The following is a 23,632-nucleotide window of genomic DNA, read 5'->3' on the forward strand; positions in this document are numbered from 1 at the left end:
GATGCGCGCCGCGCTCGACGTTCTCGGTGGCTGGGCGGTCAAGTCCGGTCTGCCGGATGCGCACGGCGTCTGGGCCGCTGGTGGTGGCGGTGACGACGATGCCCACGAACCCTCCGAACGCGCCCGCTACCGGGCCGTTTTCATTTCCGACCTGCACCTGGGCACCGCCGGATGCCAGGCCCGTCCGCTGCTGGACTTTCTCAAGCACCACCCCAGCCACACGCTGTACCTGGTGGGCGACATCATTGACGGCTGGCAGCTGCGCCGCAAATGGTATTGGCCGCAGGCGCACAACGACGTGGTGCAGAAGCTGCTGCGCCGCTCGCGCAAGGGCTGTCGCGTGGTGTTCGTGCCGGGCAACCACGACGAGTTCGCGCGCCAGTTCGACGGCCACAACTTCGGTGGCATCGAGGTGGCGAACGAGGCCGTGCACACCACCGAGGACGGCCGCCGTCTGTGGGTGGTGCACGGCGACCACTTCGACGGTGTGATCCAGTGCGCCAAGTGGCTGGCCTACCTGGGCGACAACGCCTACGAACTCACGCTGCGCCTGAACCGGCACCTGAACTCGCTGCGCGCACGACTGGGCCTGCCGTACTGGTCGCTCTCGCAATACCTCAAGCACAAGGTCAAGAGCGCGTTGAACTACGTGACCGACTTCGAGCGCGCCGTGGCCGCCGAAGCGCGCTCGCGCGGCTACCAGGGTGTGGTCTGCGGCCACATCCACCGCGCGGAGATGCGCCACATCGACGGCACGCTGTATTGCAACGACGGGGACTGGGTGGAGAGCCTGACGGCCCTGGTGGAGCACATGGACGGCCGGCTCGAACTGGTGCACTGGGGCGAGGGTGTCGCACCGGTGCCCTCACACGAGGAGCGGGCCGAGCGCCAACTGTCTTGAATCGAACACAACAAACACAGGGAGACACCGCATGAAGATACTGATCGTGACCGACGCCTGGCAACCCCAGGTCAATGGTGTGGTGACCACCCTGGTGGAGCTGGTGCGCGAACTGCAAGCCCTCGGCCACGAGGTGGTGGTGATCCAGCCGGGCCAGTTCCGCACGCGGCCTTGCCCCGGTTACGCGGGTATCGACATCGCGCTGTTCCCCGGCCGCCGCTTGCGCGCCTTGATGGACGCGGCCGAACCGGATGCCATCCACATCGCCACCGAGGGCCCGCTGGGCTGGGCCGCGCGGCGCCATTGCCTGCGCCGCCAGCTCGCTTTCACCACCGCCTTTCACACCAAGTTCCCGGAAATCCTGCACGCCGCGCTGGGTGTTCCGCTGTCGTGGGGCTATGCGCTGTTTCGCCGGTTTCACCGGCCCAGCAGTGGCGTGATGGTGCCCACCGATGGCGTGCTCGACATGCTCAAGGCGCGCGGCTTTCGCCACCTGCGTGCCTGGACGCACGGCGTGGACACGCGCCTGTTTTCGCTGACGGACCCACCCACCCCCTACGCGATGCTGGGCCCGCTCGCGCGTCCTGTCAGCCTCTTCGTGGGCCGAATTTCCTACGAGAAGAACATCGACGCCTTCCTGAGCCTCGATGTCCCGGGCAGCAAAGTGGTGTGTGGCGTGGGGCCGCTGGCGTCGACGTTGCAACAGCGCTACCCCAACGTGCACTGGCTCGGTGTGCTGCCGCGCCACGAGCTCGCCAAGGTGTATGCCGCCGCCGACGTGTTCGTGTTCCCCAGCCGCAGCGAGACCTTTGGCCTGGTCATGCTCGAGGCCATGGCCTGCGGTGTGCCCGTGGCCGCCTACCCGGTGGACGGGCCGCTGCAGGTGATCGGCGAGAGCCGCGCGGGCGCTTTGCGCGAAGACCTGCACGAAGCCTGGATGGACGCGCTCAAGGTCAAGCGCCACGAAGCGCGCGACCGCGCATTGCACTTTGGCTGGGGCCGGGCGGCCGAGTTGTTCGTCTCGCACCTGAGCGTGCTCGGCAGTCCGCGCCGCCAGCGACCCCGTGTGGGCGCTGCGCATTCCAGCAAAGAGACGCTGTCACACAAAAGTTGTCCGGTCGTTGAATAATCGCCTTCATGAGCGGCAACAACCCCTATCAGAAGACCCTGTTTCTCGATCGCGATCACAGCATCCTCGCCTTCAACGAGCGCGTCATGGACTGGGCGCGACGGCCCGACGTGCCTTTGCTCGAGCGCCTGCGCTACCTGAGCATCGTGTCGAGCAACCTCGACGAATTCTTCGAAGTGCGTGTAGCCCCGCACCTGACCGCGGCCCGGGCCAACGAACAGCGCGGCCCCTACACCGCCCAGACCTACGAGCAGCTGTCGCTGGAAGTGCATGCGCTGGTAGCGCAGCAGTACGCCATCTACAACGACGAGTTGTTGCCCCTGCTGGAGAAGAAGGGCATCAAGATCATTTCCCACGGCGAGCGCAACCCGCGCCAGCGCCGCTGGGTGAAGGACTTCTTCGTGAAGGAAGTGCAACCGCTGCTGATGCCCGTGGGGCTGGACCCCGCGCACCCGTTTCCGCAGGTGGCGAACAAGTCGCTCAACTTCATCGTGCGCCTGAGCGGCAAGGACGCCTTCGGCCGCGAGAACGAGATCGCTATCGTGAAGGTGCCGCGCATCCTGCCGCGCTTCTTTCGCATGCCGCCGGTCAAGGGATCCAGGCAGACGCACTTCGTCTCCATCTCCAGCCTGATCCGCTCGCACCTGAGCGACCTGTTCCCCGGGCGCCAGGTCACGGAGTTTTCCCAGTTCCGCGTCACCCGCCACTCCGATCTCGCGGTGGATGAGGAAGAGGTGAAAAACCTGCGCACCGCCTTGCGCAAAGGCCTGCAGCAGCGCCACTATGGCCAGGCCCTGCGGCTGGAGGTGTCGGCCGGTTGCTCGCTCTACCTTTCCAACTTTCTGCTGGCGCAGTTCGGCCTTGTCGAGCACGACCTGTACCGCGTGTCCGGGCCGGTCAACCTGGTGCGGCTCAACCAGCTGATCGACAAGGTCGACGTGCCCTCGCTGCACTTCGAGACCTACAACGCCGGCTGGCCCGTGCAGCTGCATCCCGGAGAGTCGTACTTCGATCGGCTGAAAAAGGGCGACGTGCTGATCCACCAGCCCTACGAGAGTTTTGATGCGGTGCTCGCGTTTCTGCGCGAAGCCGTGGAAGACCCGGACGTGCTGGCCATCAAGCAAACCATCTACCGCACGGGCGCCAAATCCGAGCTCATGGACCTGCTGCGCGAAGCCGTGCGCCGGGGCAAGGAAGTGACGGCCGTGGTGGAGCTCAAGGCGCGCTTCGACGAAGAGGCCAACATCAACTACGCCGAGCGGCTGGAGTCGGTGGGCGCGCAGGTGGTGTATGGCGTGGTGGGCCTGAAGACACACGCCAAGATGCTGCTGGTCACGCGGCGCGAGGCCCAGGGCCTGCGCCGCTATGCGCACATCTCCACCGGCAACTACAACCCCGGCACCGCGCGCCTCTACACCGACCTGAGCTACCTCACGGCCGACGATGCGCTCACCGCCGACCTGGAACACATCTTCCTGCACCTGGCCAGCCAGAACCGCCTGCCCAAGCTCAACAAGGCGATGATCGCGCCCTTCCACCTGCACAAGGCGATGCTCGACAAGGTGGACGCGGCGGGCGCGGCAGCCCGGGCGGGGCAGGACGCGCGGATCATCCTCAAGATGAACGCGCTGACCGACGAGCCGCTGGCGCGCGCGCTGGCCGGGGCCTCGCAGCAGGGCGTGAAGATCGACCTGATCGTGCGCGGCGCCTGCATCCTGCCGGCCCAGGTGCCCGGCTTTACCGACAACGTGCGCGTGCGCTCCGTCATCGGCCGCCTGCTGGAGCATTCGCGGGTGTTCTATTTCCGCACCGGCGAGGTGGAAGAGCTGTGGCTCTCCAGCGCCGACTGGATGAACCGCAACATGCTGCGCCGCATCGAACTCGCGTGGCCCGTGACCGACGCGGCGCTGCGCCACCGCCTCATCGAAGAATGCCTGCTGGCCTACATGCACGACACCAAGGACGCCTGGCTGCTGCAGCCCGATGGCCGCTATGTGCCCGCGGGTGCCCTGGAGCGGCCCGGCACGGTGCTGCACTCGGCGCAGGTCAGTCTGATGGCCCGCTACGGCGGCAAGGGATGAACATGACGGAGGACCGAACCATGGACCTGATCCTCTGGCGGCATGCCGAGGCGCACGACCACCCCGATGTGCAGACTGGCCTGCCCGGCGATGCGACCGACCTGGCGCGCCGGCTCACACCGCGCGGCGAAAAGCAGGCCGCGCGCATGGCAGGTTGGCTCGATCGCCAGTTACCCGACGGCGCGCGCATCTGGAGCAGCCCGGCGGTGCGCTGCGAGCAGACGGCGCTGGCCATGGGGCGCAAGTTCAAGATGCGCGAGGAGCTGTCACCGAACAGCGACCCACTCGCGCTGCTGGAGCTGGTGCAGTGGCCGAAAGGCAAATCACCGGTGGTGGTGGTCGGCCATCAGCCCACGCTGGGCCGGGTGGTGTCGCGCCTGCTCGGCTTGAAGGACGAGGATTGCTCGGTGAAGAAGGGTGCCGTGTGGTGGCTGCGCCACCGCGAACGCGATGGCACCGGCCAGACGATTCTGGTCACGGTGCAAACACCTGAATTGATCTAGATCACGCAGCCGCAGTTGCCGTAGGGCGCTTGGCGGCGGTCTTGGCGGCCACCTTGGTGGCAGGCGCGGCCTTCCTGGCGACAGGTTTGGCCACTGCCTTGCTCGCAGGCTTTGCAGGGGCCTTGGTTGCCGTCTTCACCACGGGCTTGACCGTGGACTTCACGGCGGTTTTGACCACGGGCTTCACCGCTGCTTTGGCCACAGGCTTTGCTGCAAGTTGGGCCGCGGGCTTGACGGCGGCCTTGACCACGGGCTTCAACAGCTTTTTCGCGGGCGCTTTTGCTGGCGCCTTGACCACGGGCTTGGTGCTCGCCAGGGTAGGGCGGCCCGTCTTGAGTGTTGGCACGGCGGCGATGGCGGCCTTGTAGGCGGCATCGGTCAGGCTTTGCAGTGCCATCAGCCCCGCGCGCAGCAACTCGCTCTTCTTCACGCTGGTGCCCAGTGCAATGGCGCGCGTCTTGAGCGCATCGATCGCGGCGAACTCGTTTTTGGGAATCGTGAAACTGTCGCGCACCAGCTTGGGTTTCTTGTTGCTGATCTTGCTGTTCTGACTGGCCATGAAAGGGCTCCGGGATAAATTGGGAGTCCGATTTTAAACGGTATATACGGTTTATACGAATATGACAACAGCGTGACAAACGCCGTGCAGCTCAGCGGATATCGGCCGTGAACTTCCAGGATGACTTCTGCCAGGCCAACACCTCTTCACCCAACAACCAAGCCGACTGCGGATAGCGCTTCGCCCAGCCCGGGTTGGTCGAGAGTTTGAACGCGCGCGGCTTGTAGCTGAGCTTGACGGACTGGTACTCCGGCATTTGCCGCGCATGGCACAGCAGCACGGCCAGCCGAAGCGCCATCAACTGCTTGCCAAACAACTCGTCGGTCAGAGCCTCTTCGAGCTTGCGCAACTTGCCACGCTGGCCCATCACCAGTTGGCTCATGCGGTGCAGCTCGGGCAAGGAAAAACCCGGCGCGTCCATGTGGTCCAGGATGTAGGCCCCATGGTGGTGCGAGCGCTCGTGCGAGATGTGGGTGCCGATCTCGTGCAGCCGCGCGGCCCAGGCCAGCTTCTGCGAGTAACGTTCGTTCTGCGCGTCGAGCGCCGCGATCTGGGAGAAGAGTGCGGTGCTGACGTCGCTCACGCGCTTGCCTTGCGCCTCGTCGGCCGAGAAACGTTGCACCAGCCAGCGCACGGTGCGCTCGCGCACGTCGCCACCATCGGTCACGCGGTCGATCAGGTCGTACAGCGCGCCATGGCGCAGCGCGCCCTGGGCCGGCAGCATTTCTTCGATGCCGAACAGGTCGAAGATCGCGCGCAGCACACTCACGCCGCCGCCGATCACGGGCCGCCGATCGTCCTTGATGCCCTCGATGCGCAACTGGTCGGCACTGCCGGCCTTGATGAGGCGATCGGTCAACCAGTCCAGGCCCGCGCGCGTGACCACGCCAGGGGCCCAGCCGTTGGCGCCGAGCATGTCGGCAATGGCGCTCACGGTGCCCGAAGAGCCATAGGCCACGGTCCATTCGGTGGGCGGGAACTTGTCCAGCGCCTCGTCGATCACCGCCGTGGCCGCCACTTCGGCGGTCTTGAAGGCGGATGCGCTGAACTGCCCGCGCGCAAAATAGCGGGTGGACCAGGCCGCGCTGCCCAGGCGGTACGACTCCATGGTGCGCGCCGTGTAGCCCTGGCCCAGGATCATTTCGGTCGAGCGTCCGCCGATGTCGACCACCAGCCGCTTTTCGTCCGAGTGCGGCAGCAGGCGCGAGACGCCCTGGTAGATCAGGCGCGCCTCTTCGTAGCCCGACACCACGTCGATCTGGAACCCCAGAATGGCCTGGGCCTGGCGCAGGAATTCTTCGCGGTTCTTCGCCTCGCGCAGCGTTTGCGTGGCCACCGCGCGCACCTGCTGCTTCTTGAAGCCGTGCAGCCGCTCGGCGAAGCGGGCCAGGCATTCCCAGCCGCGTTCCATGGCGGCCTGGCTGAGGTTCTTCTCCTCATCCAGCCCGGAGCCCTGGCGCACGGTCTCCTTCAGGTATTCGATGCGCTCGATGTGGCCCGAGTCGTAGCGGCCGATCTCCAGCCGGAAACTGTTGGAGCCGAGGTCGATGGCGGCGAGAAGGGTTCCGTTTTGCATGCGAGACAGCGGCGCTGGGGTGGGCGGGAAAACCCGGATTGTGACGCATGGTTGTGACGGACCGCCCGACGGTCGGATCGCCCGGTGCCATCCGGCGTATGTGACAAGTGTCCCGTGTCATGTGGTTGTCACATTGCCTGCCTAAAGTCCACCTTGTTCTGAATTCCCAACCGCAAGGAGTCTTCTCATGATCAACAAACGCATTTTCCTCAAGACCGTGGCCGCAGCCGCCATGGCCACCGCAGGCATGGGCTCCGCACTGGCCGCCGACATCACTGGCGCGGGCGCATCCTTCCCGTACCCGATCTACGGCAAGTGGGCCGAGGCGTACAAGAAGGAAACCAACGTGGGCCTGAACTACCAGTCCATCGGTTCGTCGGGCGGCGTTCGCCAGATCAAGGCCAAAACCGTGGCCTTTGGTGCTACCGACGCGCCCGTGTCCGGTGAAGACCTCGACAAGGACGGCATGGTCCAGTTCCCCGCCATCATCGGTGGCACCGTGCCCGTGTTCAACCTCGAAGGCTTCAAGCCGGGCGAACTGCGCGTGACCGGCCCCGTGCTGGCCGATATGTACCTGGGCACCATCACCAAGTGGAACGATCCCAAGCTGGCCGCCCTGAACCCGGGCAAGAAGCTGCCCGACCAGAACATCACCATCATCCACCGCTCGGACGGCTCGGGCACCACCTTCAACTTCACCGACTACCTCGCCACCGTCAGCAAGGACTGGGCCGACAAGGTGGGCAAGGGTGCCGCCGTGAAGTGGCCCGCAGCGTCTTCGCTGGGTGGCAAGGGCAACGAAGGCGTGGCCGCCAACGTGAGCCGTGTGAAGGGCGCGCTGGGTTACGTGGAATACGCCTACACCAAGAAGAACAACATGCCTTTCCTGCAACTGCAGAACAAGGATGGCAAATACGTGAGCCCGGACGACAAGTCGTTCGCCGCCGCTGCCGCTGGCGTGAACTGGTTCAGCGTGCCGGGCATGGGCGTGTCCATGGTGGATGCCAAGGGCGCCGAGAGCTGGCCCATCAGCACCGCCTCGTTCATCCTCATGTACAAGCAGCCGGCCGACAAGGCGCAGTCCGCCGAAGTGTTGAAGTTCTTTGACTGGGCGTTCAAGAGCGGCAAGCAGATGGCCGCCGACCTGGACTACGTGGCGCTGCCCGACAGCCTGACGAACGAAATCCGCTCCAAGGTCTGGAATCAGATCCAGAAGTAAGAAGGACGGCTTCGTCTGAAAACCTCCGCCGGCGGGAGCATCCCGCCCGGCGGACCCCCGTTGTTCTCAGCATCACAATACGGAGTCAACATGAGCGTGGGAACAACCATGAGTTCGAAATCCGAGCCGGCAATGTCCGGCAACCCCAGCATGGTGTCGATTGCCAAGCGGCAACGCATCGAGGACATCGTCTTCCACCGCGTCACCCAGGGCTTTTCGCTGCTGGTGCTGGTGGCGCTGATGGGCATCATCATTTCCCTTTTCATCAATGCCTGGCCGGCTTTTCAGAAGTTCGGCCTGGGTTTCGTCTGGCGCGTCGAATGGGACGTGGTCAACGAGGAATTCGGTGCCGCGATCGCCATCGTGGGCACCCTGGCCAGCGCAGGCATTGCCCTGCTGATCGCGGTGCCGCTGGCTTTTGGCATCGCGCTCTTTCTCACCGAAAACTGCCCGGTCTGGCTGCGTCGCCCCCTGGGCACGGCCGTTGAATTGCTGGCCGCGGTGCCGTCCATCATCTACGGCATGTTCGGTCTGTTCGTGTTCGCGCCGCTTTTTGCCGACCATGTGCAACCCGGCCTGCAGGGGCTGCTGGGCTCCATGCCGCTGATTGGCCCGCTGTTTGGCGGCGCCACCAACGGCATTGGCATCCTGGCCGCGGGCATCGTGCTGGCCTTCATGGTGCTGCCCTTCATCGCGGCGGTGATGCGCGACGTGTTCGAAATCGTCCCGCCCATCCTGCGCGAATCGGCCTACGGCCTGGGTTGCACGACCTGGGAGGTGGTGCGCCGCGTGGTCTTGCCTTACACGCAAAAGGGCGTGATCGGCGGGGTCATGCTGGGCCTGGGCCGCGCCCTCGGCGAAACCATGGCCGTCACCTTCGTCATCGGCAACGCCAACCGCCTGCCGACCTCGCTGTTTTCGCCCGGCACGTCGATCGCGTCGACGCTGGCCAACGAGTTTGGCGAAGCGGCCGACTTCCACCTCTCCACCCTGTTTGCGCTCGGCTTCCTGCTGTTCGTCATCACCTTCATCGTGCTGTCGGCGGCCAAGATCATGCTGCTGCGCGCTGAAAAGGCCAAGGGCTTCTGAGATCACACCATGGAATTCAACCAACGCCTTTACAAGCGCCGCCAGCGCGCCAACGCCATCGGTCTGACCCTGTCCATGGGCGCCATGGTCGTGGGCCTGTTCGTGCTGATCTGGATCCTGAGCGTGCTGTTCAGCAACGGCGTGGCCGCGCTGGACTGGAACATGTTCACCCATTCCACGCCCGCGCCGGGCACCGATGGCGGTGGCCTGGCCAACGCCATCGTCGGCAGCCTGATGATGGTCGGCTTCTCGGTGCTGGTCTCCACGCCCATCGGCATCTTTGCCGGCGTGTACCTGGCCGAATACGGCGACCACAGCAAGACCGCCGAACTCACGCGCTTCGTCACCGACATCATGCTGTCGGCGCCTTCCATCGTGCTCGGCCTGTTCGTCTACGCCATCGCGGTGGCCACCCTGGGCAACTTCTCCGGCTGGGCCGGCAGCCTGGCGCTGTCGCTCATCGCGGTGCCCGTGGTCGTGCGCACCACCGAGAACATGCTGCGCCTCGTGCCGGGCAGCCTGCGCGAAGCGGCCTTCGCCCTGGGCGCGCCGCGCTGGAAAGTGGCCACGCTGGTGACGCTGCGCGCGGCCAAGAGCGGCGTCATGACCGGTCTTCTGCTCGCCGTGGCCCGCATCAGCGGCGAAACCGCGCCACTGCTGTTCACCGCCCTCAACAACCAGTTCTTCAGCACCGACATGAGCGCGCCCATGGCCAACCTGCCGGTGGTGATCTTCCAGTTCGCCCTCAGCCCGTACGACAACTGGGTTCGCCTGGCCTGGGGCGGCGCGTTGCTGATCACGCTCTCGGTGCTGGCCCTCAACGTCGTGGCGCGGGTGTTCCTGCGCGAGAAGAAGGCCGGTTGATGCCGGCACGTTCGAACACACACGCCCTTTTTCAAGACACGGAATCGACCATGCCCACTACCGCCACGGCCGCTGCTCCTGCCATGCAAGCCAAGAACGCGCTCGAGTTGCGCAACCTGAACTTCTTCTACGGCACCTTCCAGGGCCTGAAGAACGTCAACATGAACATCGAGGAGCGCAAAGTCACGGCGTTCATCGGCCCCTCGGGCTGCGGCAAGTCCACCTTGCTGCGCACGCTCAACCGCATGTACAGCCTGTACCCGGGCCAGCGCGCCGAAGGCGAAATCAGCTTCTACGGCCAGAACATCCTGGACGCCAAGCAGGACATCAACCTGCTGCGCGCGCGCATCGGCATGGTGTTCCAGAAGCCCACACCGTTCCCCATGTCGATCTACGACAACATCGCTTTCGGTGTGAAGCTGTACGAAGATCTGAGCCGTGGCGAGATGGACGACCGCGTGGAATGGGCGCTGTCCAAGGCGGCCCTGTGGAACGAGGTGAAGGACAAGCTCAGCCAGAGCGGTCTGTCGCTCTCGGGCGGGCAGCAGCAACGCCTGTGCATCGCGCGCAGCGTGGCGGTGAAGCCCTCGGTGCTGCTGCTGGACGAGCCCACCTCGGCGCTGGACCCGATCTCCACCGGCAAGGTGGAGGAACTGGTGCACGAACTCAAGCGCGACTACACCATTGCCATCGTCACGCACAACATGCAGCAGGCCGCCCGTTGCAGCGACTACACCGCCTACATGTACCTGGGCGAGCTGATCGAATTCGGTTCGACCGAGCAGATCTTCTTCAAGCCGAAGAAGACGGAAACGGAAGACTACATCACGGGTCGCTTCGGCTGATCCCGCACTGCCTGCACACCCAGCGACCCAACGGAGAATTTCCATGAGCGACAAACACCTCTCCAGCCAGTTCGACGCCGAGCTGAACTCCATCTCCACGCACGTGCTCGAAATGGGCGGGCTGGTCGAATCCCAGCTGCACCAGGCCGTCTACGCGCTGATCAACATGAGCCTCGAATCCGCCGAGCAGGTGATGGAGAACGAGACCCGCATCAACCAGATGGAAGTGCAGATCGACCACGAGATCATTTCCACCATTGGCCGGCGCCAGCCCACCGCGCGCGACCTGCGTTTTCTGATGGCCATCTCGCGCACCACGCAGAACCTGGAGCGTGCGGGCGACGAAATCGCGCGCATTGCGCGCATGGTCAAGTCCATCATCCAGAACGGTTCACCGCGCAACCTGCCCAGCTCCGAACTGCGCATGGCCGCCGACCTGGCCGCTGCGCTGCTGCGCAACTCGCTGGACTCGTTCGCGCGCCTGGACACCGCCATGGCCGTGGCCATCATCAAGGGCGACGACGCCATCGACCGCGAATACAACGGTTTCCTGCGCAAGCTCATCACCTACATGATGGAAGATCCGCGCACCATTTCTCCCAGCCTGGACCTGCTGTTCCTGGCCAAGTCGATCGAGCGCGTGGGCGACCATGCCAAGAACATCGCCGAGCAGATCATCTTCATCGTCAAGGGCGAAGACGTGCGCCATACGCCCATGTCCCAGGTTGAATCGGTGGTCGGATGAGGAAATTGCCCCGTGTCCTCGTGGTCGAGGACGAACCCTCCATCGCCGAGTTGATCGCCGTCAACCTGCGCCACAACGGCTTCGCCCCGACGGTGGTGTTCGATGGTGCCGCCGCCCAGCGCGAAGTGGATGCGGTGCTGCCCGACGTGATCCTGCTCGACTGGATGTTGCCCGGCGAGAGCGGGGCGGTGCTGGCGCGCCAATGGCGCAAGAACGAACGCACCAAGACCGTGCCCATCCTCATGCTTACCGCGCGCAGCGACGAGAGCGACAAGGTGCAGGGCCTCGACGCCGGCGCCGACGACTACATCACCAAGCCGTTCTCCACGCAGGAACTGCTCGCGCGCATCCGTGCGGTGCTGCGCCGGCGCGCGCCCGAGATCGTCAACGACTCGGTGCAGGTGGCCGAACTCGCGCTGGATGCCTCGACCTACCGCGTCACCTTCCGCGGCACGGAGCTCAAGGTCGGCCCGACCGAGTTCAAGCTGCTGCACTACCTCATGAAGCACGCGGAGCGCGTGCATACCCGTGGTACGCTGCTCGACAAGGTCTGGGGAGACCATGTGTTCATCGAGGAGCGGACCGTGGACGTGCATGTCAAGCGATTGCGTGAATCATTGGGCGAAGCGTCTGCGATGGTGGAAACGGTGCGTGGCGCCGGCTACCGCCTCACCGCGATGCACCACACAGGAAAGCCGGCTCAAGGCGCACCCATCTCGGCCACATGACCCGTCGCGCCATCGAACTGCTGCTTCTGGTTGCACTGGGAGCGGTGTGGGGTTGGACCAAGGAATCGCCTGCCATCACCTTCGCGGGTGGTCTGGTGGGCGCCTTGGCGTGGTCGTTTCTGGACGGCATGCGCGCCCGGCGCGTGCTGCGCTGGCTCAACAAGGGCGAAGCCACGCGCGCGCCCAACCTCGGCGGCACCTGGGGTGAGCTCGTCGAGCGTTGCCGCAAGGTCATCAAGAAACTGGAAAAGAAGGCGCAAGGCAGCGACGCGCGCCTGGAAGATTTCCTGGCCGCCATCCAGGCCTCGCCCAACGGCGTGGTGTTGCTCGATGCGTCCGGGCGCATCGAGTGGTCCAACCTGACCGCGGCCAACCACCTGGGTTTCGACCCGCAGGGCGATCTGGGTCAGTACGTGCGCAACATGGTGCGCAGCCCCGCGTTCACGGCCTACATGGCGGGCGGCGATTTCAACCATGAGATCCAGATCGACGGGCCCGGCCCGCGGCCGTCGCAACCCACCAAGATCTCGCTGCAGATCCACCCGTATGGCAAGAAGCGCAAGCTCATGATCTCGCGCGACGTGACGGCCGTGCAGCTGGCCGAAACCATGCGGCGCGATTTCGTCGCCAACGTGTCGCACGAAATCCGCACCCCGTTGACGGTGCTCAGCGGCTTCGTGGAAACCATGCAGAGCATCCCGCTGGAGGATGCCGACCGCAGCCGTTATCTCGATCTCATGAGCCAGCAGGCGCACCGCATGCAGACGCTGGTGAGCGACCTGCTCACGCTCTCGCGCCTGGAGGGCAGTCCGTCCCCGGGGGCCGGCGAGTGGATCGACAGCGACGAACTGCTGCAGCACGTGATCTCAGAGGCCCGGGGCCTCACCCAGGCCATTGCCGCCGTGCCGCACGAGATCGAGCCCCTGGAAGGGCCTGGCCTGTGGGTCTCGGGCGCCAGGACCGAGCTGTTGAGTGCGATGTCGAACCTGATGAGCAACGCCGTGCGCTACACGCCGGGCGGCGGGGAGATCCGTGCAGGTTGGCGCGTGCGCACCGATGGCTGGGCGGAATTCTTCGTCAGCGACACCGGGCCGGGCATCGCCGCCGAGCACCTGCCGCGCCTGACCGAACGTTTTTACCGCGTGGACCGCAGCCGTTCGCGCGAGACCGGTGGCACGGGCCTGGGGCTGGCCATCGTCAAGCACGTGGCGCAGCGGCATGGTGGGCGCATCGATGTGCAGAGCGCGCTGGGCGAAGGCTCGACCTTCAGCATCGCGCTGCCGCCGTCGCGCGTTCGCGAGCGCGTCAGCGGCTGACGCGCTGGAAGACCAGCAGACTTTCCTTGTTGTCCGTGAGCCGCCGCACGGTGGCTTTGAAGGCCCACTGCGTGAGGTCGATGCGCTGGTCCAGCGTCGCCTGGTGTTCCGGTGACGCAATCAGGCTGCGGCAGCGCCCTTCGTCGCTCGAACCCGTGCGCACCAGTTCCAGGCCACCGTGGTACTGCAGCGCGGCGATTTGCGCCTGGCTCAGGCTGTCGGCCAGCACGCAGCTCTGCGGCGTCACCAGGCTGGCGATGCGGCGTGAAATCGGGCCGTAGCTGCGGCCGAAGTCCAGCAAGGGCAGCCAGAGCGTCATCAGCAACAACCAGCACAGCGTGCTGCCGGCGGCCGGCAGCACCAGGCTCTTCCACAGGGCCTGGCGGTGTTGGCCGGCGCGCCAGGCCACGAGCCAGAGCCAGGCGGCCGTGGCGATGGCGCCCAGCGCGAACAGCACAAAAGAGAACTCGGGCACAAAACCCGGCGCCAGCCTGGCCACGTTGGCCGCGGGCTTGGCGGGCACGCCGGTCTGCATGGCCACCCAGATCACCCAGATCACCAGCGCACAGCCCGAGAAGAACACCAGGGTGAACCAGTCCACCAGCGCCGACACGCTGCGGCGCAGTGTGGGCAAGGCAAAGGCCGCCAGCGCGGACAGCGCGGGCAGGGCGAGCAGCAGGGCGCGGTCCCGTTCGTCTGAAAGCGCGCTGTCCGCCACGCTCACCAGTACCGCCCACAAGGGCAACGCCACATGGGGGCGCAGCAGCTGGTGGCGCCAGCGCCAGAGGGTCCACAGCACCAGGGGCCAGGCCGGCCAGGTGAACCACACCAGCAGCTTGGTCCAGCTGCGCCACTGCACTTCGCTCAAGGGGGTTTGCAGAGCAGGTTCGGGCACGAGGCCGATGAAGGCCGCGCCTGCGAACGCCGCCACGAGCAGCACGGTCGCCCAGAGGAGAGGGTGCAGCGTCGACGCGGGCGTTTCCTGCGTCCAGTCGCTCTGCGGTGCATCCGGGTCGTTGTCCCGGCGCGAGAGCCACAGAATCAGCAGCAGCCCACTGGCCAGCAGGCCTGCGATCCAGGGCGCACCGCTGAACACCAGGGCTACCACGGCCACACCCCAGGTGAGCACACCGCGAACGGGATGGCGGCTCCTGGCATGGGCCAGGCGGGCGGCCGAGAACAACAGCAGCGACACCCAGGCCAGGCGGGCCAGATCGGGCGTGGTCTCGTGCGAGAGCTGGGCCAGCCCCAGGCAGGCCACCAGCGCCAGCAGGCCGGCGTCGGCCAGGGCGCGCGCGTAGTCGGTGGGTTTGGCCTCGCCGCCGAAGGCGAAGGCCACGGGTTGCGCCGCGGGCTGGCGCGCCAGGTGGTACACGGTGTACCAGGTGCACACCAGCGTGAGCGCGAGCAACAGGGCAAACGGAATGCGCACCGCGAAGTCGGGCGACACAAAAGGCAAGAGCCGGATGAAAGCGGCGCCGAGCCAGTAAGGCAGCGGGCCCGACTCCTCCACGGCCACGCCCAGCACCTGGGGGTTCCACCAGCCGCTGTGGCCGGCGGCCATTTCCAGCATCACGCCAAAGGCGGACACATCCGCGTTCTTCCAGGGCTCGCGCCCCAGGAAACCGGGCAGCACATAGGCCACGCAAAACAGAATGAGCGCGATGCGCGGCAGGCGGCGCACGGCAGACTGGGTGACGATGGCGGGGGTGGGCTGATTCACTGCGGGGAATATACAGGTGCCATGCGCAAGGAGTGGACTCCCCGAGGGCGGAAGCGGGCGAAAAAAAAGCAGCCGGATGGGCTGCTCTTTTCTGTGCGGGGTGCAGGCACGTTGGGGTGCCCGGTTGCCCGCTTACTTGGCTGCGGTCTTGCCGTAACGGTTGCGGAAGCGCTCGACGCGGCCACCCATGTTGTCCACGCTCTTTTGCGTGCCGGTGTAGAAGGGGTGCGATTCGCTGGAGGTGTCCAGCTTGTACAGCGGCAGTTCGCGGCCGTCTTCCAGCTTGATCATCTCTTTCGTGTTCGCGCAGGAGCGGGTCACGAATTTGAAGCCGTTGGAGAGGTCCTGGAAGCAGACTTCGCGGTAGTTGGGGTGAATCCCGTCTTTCATGGCATTTCCTTCAGGTCAGGTGCGGGAGCCGCAGGAGAACCATTCCCCCGTACTTGCCGCAATTCGTAAAGCCTCGGATTATAACCTTAGCCGCCGCGCCGCATCATGTCGAAGAACTCGGAGTTGTTCTTCGTGGACTTCATGCTCTTGAGCACCATTTCCATGGCCTCGATTTCGTCCATGTTGTACATGAACTGGCGCAGGATGCGGGTCTTCTGCAGGATCTCGGGCTGCAGCAGCAACTCTTCGCGGCGCGTGCCGCTGCGGTTGAGCTGGATCGAGGGGAATACGCGCTTTTCGTACAGGCGGCGGTCCAGGTGGATTTCGCAGTTGCCGGTGCCCTTGAACTCTTCAAAGATCACTTCGTCCATGCGGCTGCCGGTGTCGACCAGGGCCGTGGCGATGATGGTGAGCGAGCCACCTTCTTCGATCTTGCGCGCCGCGCCGAAGAAGCGCTTGGGGCGTTGCAGGGCGTTGGCGTCGACACCACCGGTCAACACCTTGCCGCTGGAGGGCAGCACGTTGTTGTAGGCGCGGGCCAGGCGGGTGATGGAGTCGAGCATGATCACGACGTCCTTGCCGAGTTCGACCAGACGCTTGGCGCGCTCGATCACCATCTCGGCCACGTGCACGTGGCGGGCGGCAGGTTCGTCGAAGGTGGAGGCGATGACCTCGCCGCGCACGGTGCGCTGCATTTCGGTCACTTCTTCCGGGCGCTCGTCGACCAGCAACACCATCAGCACCACCTCGGGGTGATTGGCAGAAATGGCGTGGCACAGATGCTGCATCATCACCGTCTTGCCGCTCTTGGGCGGCGCGACGATCAGGGCGCGCTGGCCACGGCCGATGGGGGCGATGATGTCGATCACGCGGCCGGTGATGTTCTCTTCGCTCTTGATGTCGCGTTCCAGGCGCATCTGTTCCTTGGGGAACAGCGGCGTCAGGTTCTCGAACATGATCTTGTGCTTGTTGTCCTCGGGGGGCAGGCTGTTGATCTTGTCGAGCTTGTTCAACGCGAAGTAGCGTTCGCCATCCTTGGGGATGCGCACTTCGCCTTCGATCATGTCGCCGGTGTGCAGGTTGAAGCGGCGGATCTGGCTGGGCGAGATGTAGATGTCGTCGGTGCTGGCGGTGTAGCTGGTGTCCGGCGCGCGCAGGAAACCAAAGCCGTCGGGCAGCACTTCGAGCACGCCGTCCGCATACACCAGTTCACCGCCCTTGGCGCGCTTCTTGATGATGGCGAACATCAGCTCCTGCTTGCGCATGCGGCCGGGGTTTTCGATCTCAAGGGCTTCGGCCTGCTTGAGGACTTCAGACACGTGCAGTGCCTTGAGTTCGTTAAGGTGCATGGAATTCACTCCGAGAGGGAGTTGAGTCAAAAACCGGGGGAGGGGGCGCTGGCGTCCGGATGGCGGGCGGTGCGCTGAAAGAAGTGCGGGTGTCTGTCAGGCCCGCTGAGGCAAATTATGACAGGAAAAATGCGCCAGAGAAAACAGCGACCGAGCATTGCACCCGGTCGCGCATCGGAGAGGCCTCAGGCCAGTTGCTGGTCGATGAAGGCGGTGAGCTGTGCCTTGCTCACGGCGCCGACCTTGGTGGCGGCAAGCTGGCCATCCTTGAACAGCATGAGCGTGGGGATGCCGCGGATGCCGAACTTGGCGGGCACATCGCGGTTGTCGTCCACGTTGAGCTTGGCGACTTTGAGCTTGCCGTTGTACGAGCCGGCCACTTCGTCGAGGATCGGCGCGATCATCTTGCACGGGCCGCACCATTCGGCCCAGAAGTCCACGAGCACCGGTGCACCGGCATCCAGCACATCAGCCTGGAAGCTGGCATCGGAAACGTGTTTGATCAGGTCGCTGGCCATGATTCATCCTAAAAGTCGTTGAACGGGGAGGGGGTACAGTTTGGGGCCCATGCCCGCAGTTCAAGAGGTTCCTATAGCCTCTCTCTGTGCGCACGGTCCGCCTCATTGTGACAGAAACACCCATTTCCATGACGCTTGTAAGCCCGATCGACGAGGCCGGTTCGCCCGTGACAGACCAGGGCCACCCATCGGCTCGCCACTGGGCAGCCTGGATCGCGCGCATCGACCAGGCCGCGCACGATCGCGCATTGCCCGCTGGCCGCGTGGTCGTGCTGGTGCCGTATGCCCAGTTGATGGACGCGGGGCGGCGGGCCTGGGCCGTGTCGCACCCCATCGGCTTTGCGCCCCGTTTCGAATCCACGCGCAACTGGGCCGCCAGCTTGCGCCCCTTTTTGCCCAGCCCTGGCGACCTCAGCATGGACATGGCGCGCGACAGCCTCATGGCGGCCGCCCTGATCGATCGCGTGGCCCCCGCGCGCGCCGACGCGGCCCTGCGTGCCGTGATGGTGGGTCGCCTGGTGGAAGCGGCGCGCCAGCTCGCGCCATTGGCCGCCGCGGTGCCGCCCGAACAACGGCTGGCCTGGGCCGAGCCCTTGCGCGCATCCATGGTGCCCACCGCGTCGTCGCTGCACTGGGAAGGCCTGCTGGCGACTTTGGCGCTCACCTGGGTGAGCACGTCCGCCTACGCCACCGATGTGCTGTGGGCGCCGATGGCGCAACCGGGCGCGCACGCCGACCTGCTGGTGGTGCTGCAAGGCTTTCAGGACGATCCTCTGGCCACGGCGCTGGCGGCGCAATGGGGTGACCAGGCACTGGTGCTGTCGCTGGGCGAGACCGATTGGCGTGCCAGTGACGCGTATCGCCTGCATGCGTGCGGCGATGCGGAGGACGAAGCGCAACGCGCCGCCGCCTGCGTGATCGAGCACATCAACCACGGCCGCATGCCGGTGGCCCTGGTGGCCAACGACCGCCTGCTCACGCGCCGTGTGAGCGCCATGCTGCACCACGTGGGCGTGTCGGTGCGCGATGAAACCGGCTGGAAGCTCTCCACCACCCGCGCCGCGGCGCAACTCATGAGTGTGTTGCGCGCGGCCGATGCGCGCGCGTCGATGGACGACGTGCTGGACCTGCTCAAGCAAACCACGGCCTGGCCCGAGGCGCAGGTGCAGCAACTGGAACAGCTCGCACGCGAACTCGGTGTGTCGCGCTGGAAGGCCGCGCCGCAGCACGCGCGGCTCGCCACCGCCATTCCCGAAGGCCTGCCCGCGTGGATCGAGAGCCTGCAAGCCGGGCGGCCATTGACCGTGTGGCTCGGCGACCTGTCGCTCGCGCTCAAGGCCTCTGGCCTGTGGGCCTCGTTCGAGGCCGATCCCGCGGGACTGCAACTGCTGCAGACCTTGCGCCTGGGCGAGGGTGCGGCCATGGAGTTGGCCGGTGTGGCGCAGGCGGTGGACGCGTCCGCGCGCAGCGGTGCGCGCATGTCCTTGAGCGCGTTCACGGCCTGGGTGCGCGACGTGCTCGAGGGCGCCAGCTTCAAGCCGCGCAGCGCAGGCGACGCGGCCGTGGTGATCCTGCCCATGGAACAACTGCTCGGCCGCGCTTTCCCCGCCACCGTGGTGCCGGGATGCGACGAGACGCACCTGAGCCCCAGCCCCGAGCCGCCGGGCGACTGGACGGCCGCGCAGCGCGAACTGCTGGGTCTTCCCTCCCGAGAGATCTTGGCCCAGGCTGCGGCGAAAGCCTGGCAGGCCACGCTGGCCTTGCCGCAGCTCGACCTGCTGTGGCGCACGCAGGACCGGGGCGAAGCCACGCTGCCGAGCGCCTGGTTGCAGGCGTTGCCCGCACACGCCGCGCTGGACCCGCGCGCGCCTCGTGCGCTCGAGGCGATGGCCCAACCCAAGCCCATGCCCTCCGCGCGCGATGTGCTGCCCGAGTCGCTCTCGGCCAGCGCCTACCAGGACCTGCGCGACTGCCCCTACCGCTTCTTCGCGCTGCGCCAGTTGCGCCTTGCCGAGGCCGCGGAACTCGAAGCCGAGCCCGACCAGCGCGACATGGGCAACTGGTTGCACGCGGTGTTGCGCGCCTTTCACGAACAGCGTCGCGACGCGCGCCCGGGGCGTGACGCCGACCGCGCCGAACTCGACCGGCTCGCCGACGAAACCGCCACCACCATGGGCCTCAACGCAGGCGAGGGCGGTGCCGGCTTTCTGCCCTACCAGGCGGTGTGGCCAGCGCTGCGCGAGGGTTATCTGGACTGGCTCGCCGGCTTCGAGGCGACGGAACACGGACCCGGGCCGCGCTTTGCCGAAGCCGAGGCCGAGCGCACCAACCGAGCGGGCGAATGGAAGCTCTACGGCAAGCTCGACCGCATCGACCTGCAGCAGAGCCCCGAAGGTCCGATCCCCTTCGTGATCGACTACAAGACCGAGAGCCGGATCAAGACCAACGACCGCGTGAAAGAACCGCTGGAAGACACGCAGCTCGCGTTCTACGCCGCCTTGTTGCCCGACGACAACCTGCGCGCGGCCTACCTCAGCATCACCGACAAACGCAGCGACAGCGGCAAGGACACGCCCACCTGGCTGGTCGAACAGCCCGACGTGCTGCTGGCGCGCGAGCACCTGCGCGAAGGCCTGGCGCACGACATGGCGCGCGTGGCCGCCGGCGCGCCCATGCCCGCGCTCGGCGAAGGCCGCGTGTGCGACTTCTGCGCGGCGCGCGGCCTGTGCCGCAAAGACTTCTGGACCGCCGCATGACCGCACCCGCCTACCGCATCAACGGCGCGCCCACCGAACGCGGGGCCTTCTACACCCTGGCGTGCGACCCCGCGCGCAGCATCGCGGTGGAAGCCTGCGCTGGCGCCGGCAAGACCTGGATGCTGGTCTCGCGCATCCTGCGCGCGCTGCTCGACGGTTGCGCGCCGCAAGACATCCTGGCCATCACCTTCACCAAGAAGGCGGCGGGCGAAATGCGCGACCGGCTCAACACCGAGTTGCGCCGCTGGTCCAGCCTGAGCGACGAACAACTGGTGGGCGAATTGCGCGCGCGTGGCCTGAGCGAAGCCGACGCGCAACGCCGCGTGCCCGACGCGCGTGGCCTGCACGCGCGCGTGAACGCGCTCGGGCGCTCGGTGCAGGTGCGCACCTTCCACAGCTGGTTCGCCGCGCTGCTGCGGGGCTCGCCGCTGTCGGTGTTGCAGGACATGCAGTTGCCCGTGCAATACGAACTGCTGGAAGACGACGCACGCGCCGTGGCGCAGGTCTGGCCGCGCTTCTATGCCGCCTTGGCCGCCCACCCGAGCGAGCGGCAGGATTTCATGGACAGCGTGGCCCGGCATGGCCGCCACCAGACCCTCGTGGCCCTGAAGAGGGCCCTGGACAAGCGCGTGGAGTTCGCGCTGGCCGATGCGGCCGGCGTGGTGGACGCGTCGGTCGACCCCATGGCCGAGCGCTACCCCGAGTTCGCGGGTTTTGACGAGCCCGTGCAATGGCTGGTGCAGGATGCGCGCGCCACCACGCTGCTGCGCGAAGCCGCCCAGGCCCTGGGCCGCGCCAGCGCCGTGACCTTCGCCGCCAAGGGTGTCGAACTGGAGCAAGCGTTGACGGGCGGCAGCGGTGCCAGTGTGCTCACGGCCCTGCTCACGCAGAAAGACGAGCCGCGCAAGTTCAGCGACAAGCTCGCCGGCATCGAAGCCGTGCGCGCCGCGCAGCAACTGGCGCTGCGCACCCTGGAGGCCCTGCGCCAACACGAAGCCTGGTGCCACCACCAACGCATGGCGCGACTGGCGCGTGTGCTGCTGGCGAGTTATGCCGCCCTCAAACGCGAGCGCGGATGGGTCGACATGAACGACGTGGAGGGCGCGGCGCGCCGACTGTTGGGCGACGCCGAACTCTCCGGCTGGCTGCAGCAGCGGCTGGATGCGCGGTTGCGCCACGTGCTGATCGACGAGTTCCAGGACACCAACCCGCTGCAGTGGCAAGCGCTGTATGGCTGGCTGTCGGCCTACGCGGGCGCGGGCCCGGGCGAAGCACCCTGCGTGTTCCTCGTGGGCGACCCCAAGCAGTCGATCTACCGCTTCCGCCGCGCCGAGCCGCAGGTGTTCAAGGCCGCGCAGGCCTTCGTGGTGCAAGGTTTGTCCGGTGCGCTGCTCAGCTGCGACCACACGCGCCGCTGCGCACCGGCGGTGGTCGACGTGCTCAACGCCGCCATGGGCGCTGCCGTGCAGGCCGGCCAGTACAGCAGCGACTACCGCGCGCACACGACAGAAAGCACCGCGCCCGGCGACGTGCTCTGCCTGCCGCAACTGCCGCGCAGCCTGCGCGAACGCAATGCCGGCACAGGCGACACGATGGCGTGGCGCGACAGCCTGACCACGCCGCGCGTGTCACCCGAAGACAGCCTTGCCGCGCTCGAAGCCGCGCAGGCGGCCGACTGGGTGGCCCTCCAGATCGAGGACGGGCGCCTGCACGCCGGCGAGATCATGGTGCTGGCACGCCGGCGCGAACGCCTGGGCTGGATGCACGAAGCCTTGCGCGAACGCGGCATCGTCAGCGAACAACCCGAAAAGCTCGACCTCGGCGAATCGCCCGCAGTGCTGGATGTGGTCGCGCTGCTGGACGCCCTGGTGTCCACCCGGCACGACCTGAGCCTGGCGCGCGCACTCAAATCCCCCCTGTGCGGCTGGAGCGACGACGATCTGGCGCAACTCGCCCGACTGCGCTTGCGCTGGACGCCCCCCGCCACGCCAGAGGGCGTTCGGGCCAGGCCTTCGTGGTGGGACGTGTTGCAGCGCGTCTCCAGCCTGCCCGCACAAGAGCAGACCGAGCATGCGCAAACGCCCGAGCAAGCCACGCGCTTTTTGGAGACCGCGCAGCGCCTCGCGCTCTACCGAGACTGGCTGCGCATGCTGCCACCGCATGACGCGCTCTCGGCGCTGTACGACCATGGCGACGTGCTCGCGCGTTTCGCGCAGAACGTGCCCATGAGCCAGCGCACCGCCGTGCTGGCCCAACTGCGCGACCTGCTCACCCAGTCCCTCGCGCAGGACGGTGGACGCTTTCTCACCCCCTACCGTTTCGTGCGTGCGCTCAAGGCCGGTGGCATCAAGGCCACGGCGGTGCAGACACCCGACGCCGTGCGCCTGCTCACGGTGCACGGCGCCAAGGGCCTGGAGGCGCACACGGTGTTGATGCTCGATACCGACACCGGCCCATCGCGCCCCGAGAGCATGGGCGTGCTGGTGGACTGGCCGGGCGAGGCCCCGTTGCCGCGCCGTTTCGTTTTTCTGGCGAGCGAAAAATCGCCACCCGCTTGCGCGGTGGAAGCCTTGCAACAGGAGCAGGAGGCGCGCGCGCTGGAAGAGCTCAACGGGCTGTACGTGGCCATGACCCGCGCCGAATCGCGCTTGTTGATCTCCAGCTTCGAACCGCACCTGCGCACCAACGCGCCCACCTGGTACCAGCGCCTGCAGCCCCTGGCCTCGCCGATGGAAACGCCGCCGCAGGCCGCCACGCAGGTCTTGGCCGAAGAGGGCGCGGCCCCATTTGACTTGCCGAGCCTGCCCACGGTGCACGCAGTGGCCCTGTCGAACGAGCCCACCGTGCCGGAGCCGGTGGACGACACCGCCAACCGCATCGGCCTGGCGCTGCACCGCCTGTTGCAATGGTGGCCCACCCCAACCCAGGGCTTCGACTGGGGCCCCGAGCACGCGCAAGCCGTCGCGCGCGAATTCGCCCTCAACCCCGCGCAGGCGCGCGACACACTGGCCATGGCCCGGCGCATCATCGGTGGCGAAGCGGCCTGGGCCTGGGATGCCGACACGCTCAACCACTGGGGCAGCGAAGTCGAGCTGTTCCACCAGGGCGAATTGCTGCGGCTCGACCGCCTGGTGCGCCGCCGCGACACCGGCGAGTGGTGGGTGCTCGACCACAAGAGCGCCGCACACCCCGAACGCCAGCCCGCGCTGATCGAACAGATGCGAGGCTACCAGCGGGCCGTCGCCGCAGCGCGGCCCGGCGAACCCGTGCGGCTGGCCTTCATCAACGCACAAGGGCGTCTCATCGAATTGACCGATGCGGCGCTCGCACCCTGAACCACA

At 66.5% G+C, this 23,632-nt stretch carries 19 protein-coding genes; 13 read left to right on the plus strand and 6 right to left on the minus strand.

The genetic code is table 11. The annotated features are described in order from the left end of the window. The first annotated feature begins 1 nt into the window (after position 1). The 4 genes from FFS09_RS06110 to FFS09_RS06125 are packed head-to-tail and all read left to right on the plus strand — an operon-like array spanning position 2 to position 4,614. Entirely contained in the window at positions 2-901 is a 900-nt protein-coding gene (locus FFS09_RS06110) for a UDP-2,3-diacylglucosamine diphosphatase (protein WP_137917974.1), read from the plus strand. Positions 902-932: 31 nt separating this feature from the next. Then, a complete protein-coding gene (locus FFS09_RS06115; RefSeq protein ID WP_137917975.1) occupies positions 933-2,030 on the plus strand; it encodes a glycosyltransferase family 4 protein in 1,098 nt (365 codons plus the stop codon). Between the two features lie 8 nt (positions 2,031-2,038). Further along, positions 2,039-4,111 (plus strand): polyphosphate kinase 1, encoded by a 2,073-nt coding sequence (gene ppk1, locus FFS09_RS06120; protein WP_137917976.1) that lies wholly within the window; start codon positions 2,039-2,041, stop codon positions 4,109-4,111. A 20-nt stretch (positions 4,112-4,131) separates the two neighbouring features. After that, entirely contained in the window at positions 4,132-4,614 is a 483-nt protein-coding gene (locus FFS09_RS06125; protein WP_137917977.1) for a SixA phosphatase family protein, read from the plus strand. 1 nt (position 4,615) lies between these two features. Here the strand turns inward: FFS09_RS06125 and FFS09_RS31505 are convergent, their stop codons facing one another. Together FFS09_RS31505 and FFS09_RS06135 are read right to left on the minus strand one after the other, a co-directional pair. Beyond that, entirely contained in the window at positions 4,616-5,173 is a 558-nt protein-coding gene (locus FFS09_RS31505; RefSeq protein ID WP_137917978.1) for a hypothetical protein, read from the minus strand. A gap of 91 nt (positions 5,174-5,264) precedes the next feature. Next, on the minus strand, positions 5,265-6,749 hold the full coding sequence (locus tag FFS09_RS06135; RefSeq protein WP_137917979.1) for a Ppx/GppA phosphatase family protein: 1,485 nt from the start codon (positions 6,747-6,749) through the stop codon (positions 5,265-5,267). Between the two features lie 187 nt (positions 6,750-6,936). Here FFS09_RS06135 and pstS point away from each other — a divergent pair, with 187 nt between their 5' ends. From pstS to phoR, 7 genes are all read left to right on the plus strand, one after another. Beyond that, on the plus strand, positions 6,937-7,968 hold the full coding sequence (pstS, locus tag FFS09_RS06140) for a phosphate ABC transporter substrate-binding protein PstS (protein ID WP_137917980.1): 1,032 nt from the start codon (positions 6,937-6,939) through the stop codon (positions 7,966-7,968). A gap of 108 nt (positions 7,969-8,076) precedes the next feature. Then, entirely contained in the window at positions 8,077-9,057 is a 981-nt protein-coding gene (gene pstC / locus FFS09_RS06145) for a phosphate ABC transporter permease subunit PstC (RefSeq protein ID WP_252374257.1), read from the plus strand. 9 nt (positions 9,058-9,066) lie between these two features. Beyond that, positions 9,067-9,921, plus strand: a complete 855-nt coding sequence (gene pstA / locus FFS09_RS06150) for a phosphate ABC transporter permease PstA (protein WP_137917982.1) — start codon at positions 9,067-9,069, stop codon at positions 9,919-9,921. Positions 9,922-9,971: 50 nt separating this feature from the next. Beyond that, a complete protein-coding gene (gene pstB / locus FFS09_RS06155) occupies positions 9,972-10,766 on the plus strand; it encodes a phosphate ABC transporter ATP-binding protein PstB (RefSeq protein ID WP_137917983.1) in 795 nt (264 codons plus the stop codon). Positions 10,767-10,809: 43 nt separating this feature from the next. After that, complete coding sequence (gene phoU, locus FFS09_RS06160; protein WP_137917984.1) at positions 10,810-11,511, plus strand: phosphate signaling complex protein PhoU; 702 nt, start codon at positions 10,810-10,812, stop codon at positions 11,509-11,511. Further along, positions 11,508-12,239 (plus strand): phosphate regulon transcriptional regulator PhoB, encoded by a 732-nt coding sequence (phoB, locus tag FFS09_RS06165; RefSeq protein WP_137917985.1) that lies wholly within the window; start codon positions 11,508-11,510, stop codon positions 12,237-12,239. The genes phoU and phoB overlap by 4 nt, the downstream gene beginning before the upstream one ends. Then, complete coding sequence (phoR, locus tag FFS09_RS06170) at positions 12,236-13,555, plus strand: phosphate regulon sensor histidine kinase PhoR (protein ID WP_137917986.1); 1,320 nt, start codon at positions 12,236-12,238, stop codon at positions 13,553-13,555. The genes phoB and phoR overlap by 4 nt, the downstream gene beginning before the upstream one ends. Here phoR and FFS09_RS06175 read toward each other — a convergent pair. The 4 genes from FFS09_RS06175 to trxA all read right to left on the minus strand — a co-directional run bounded on the left by FFS09_RS06175 (position 13,545) and on the right by trxA (position 17,535). After that, entirely contained in the window at positions 13,545-15,278 is a 1,734-nt protein-coding gene (locus FFS09_RS06175; RefSeq protein WP_137917987.1) for an ArnT family glycosyltransferase, read from the minus strand. The two genes, phoR and FFS09_RS06175, sit on opposite strands and share 11 nt — an antisense overlap. Positions 15,279-15,410: 132 nt before the next feature. Then, positions 15,411-15,668, minus strand: a complete 258-nt coding sequence (locus tag FFS09_RS06180) for a type B 50S ribosomal protein L31 (RefSeq protein WP_137917988.1) — start codon at positions 15,666-15,668, stop codon at positions 15,411-15,413. An 86-nt stretch (positions 15,669-15,754) separates the two neighbouring features. Next, positions 15,755-17,017, minus strand: a complete 1,263-nt coding sequence (rho, locus tag FFS09_RS06185) for a transcription termination factor Rho (protein WP_137917989.1) — start codon at positions 17,015-17,017, stop codon at positions 15,755-15,757. A 185-nt stretch (positions 17,018-17,202) separates the two neighbouring features. After that, positions 17,203-17,535, minus strand: coding sequence for a thioredoxin TrxA (trxA, locus tag FFS09_RS06190; RefSeq protein WP_137917990.1), 333 nt, complete (start codon positions 17,533-17,535; stop codon positions 17,203-17,205). A gap of 128 nt (positions 17,536-17,663) precedes the next feature. Here trxA and FFS09_RS06195 point away from each other — a divergent pair, with 128 nt between their 5' ends. Both FFS09_RS06195 and FFS09_RS06200 read left to right on the plus strand, forming a co-directional pair. Continuing rightward, entirely contained in the window at positions 17,664-20,291 is a 2,628-nt protein-coding gene (locus tag FFS09_RS06195; protein ID WP_137917991.1) for a PD-(D/E)XK nuclease family protein, read from the plus strand. Further along, complete coding sequence (locus tag FFS09_RS06200) at positions 20,288-23,626, plus strand: UvrD-helicase domain-containing protein (RefSeq protein ID WP_137917992.1); 3,339 nt, start codon at positions 20,288-20,290, stop codon at positions 23,624-23,626. Before FFS09_RS06195 ends, FFS09_RS06200 begins: the two co-directional genes overlap by 4 nt. Positions 23,627-23,632: the final 6 nt, after the last annotated feature.

This window comes from Hydrogenophaga sp. 2FB (assembly GCF_005503365.1).
Taxonomy (GTDB): domain Bacteria; phylum Pseudomonadota; class Gammaproteobacteria; order Burkholderiales; family Burkholderiaceae_C; genus Hydrogenophaga.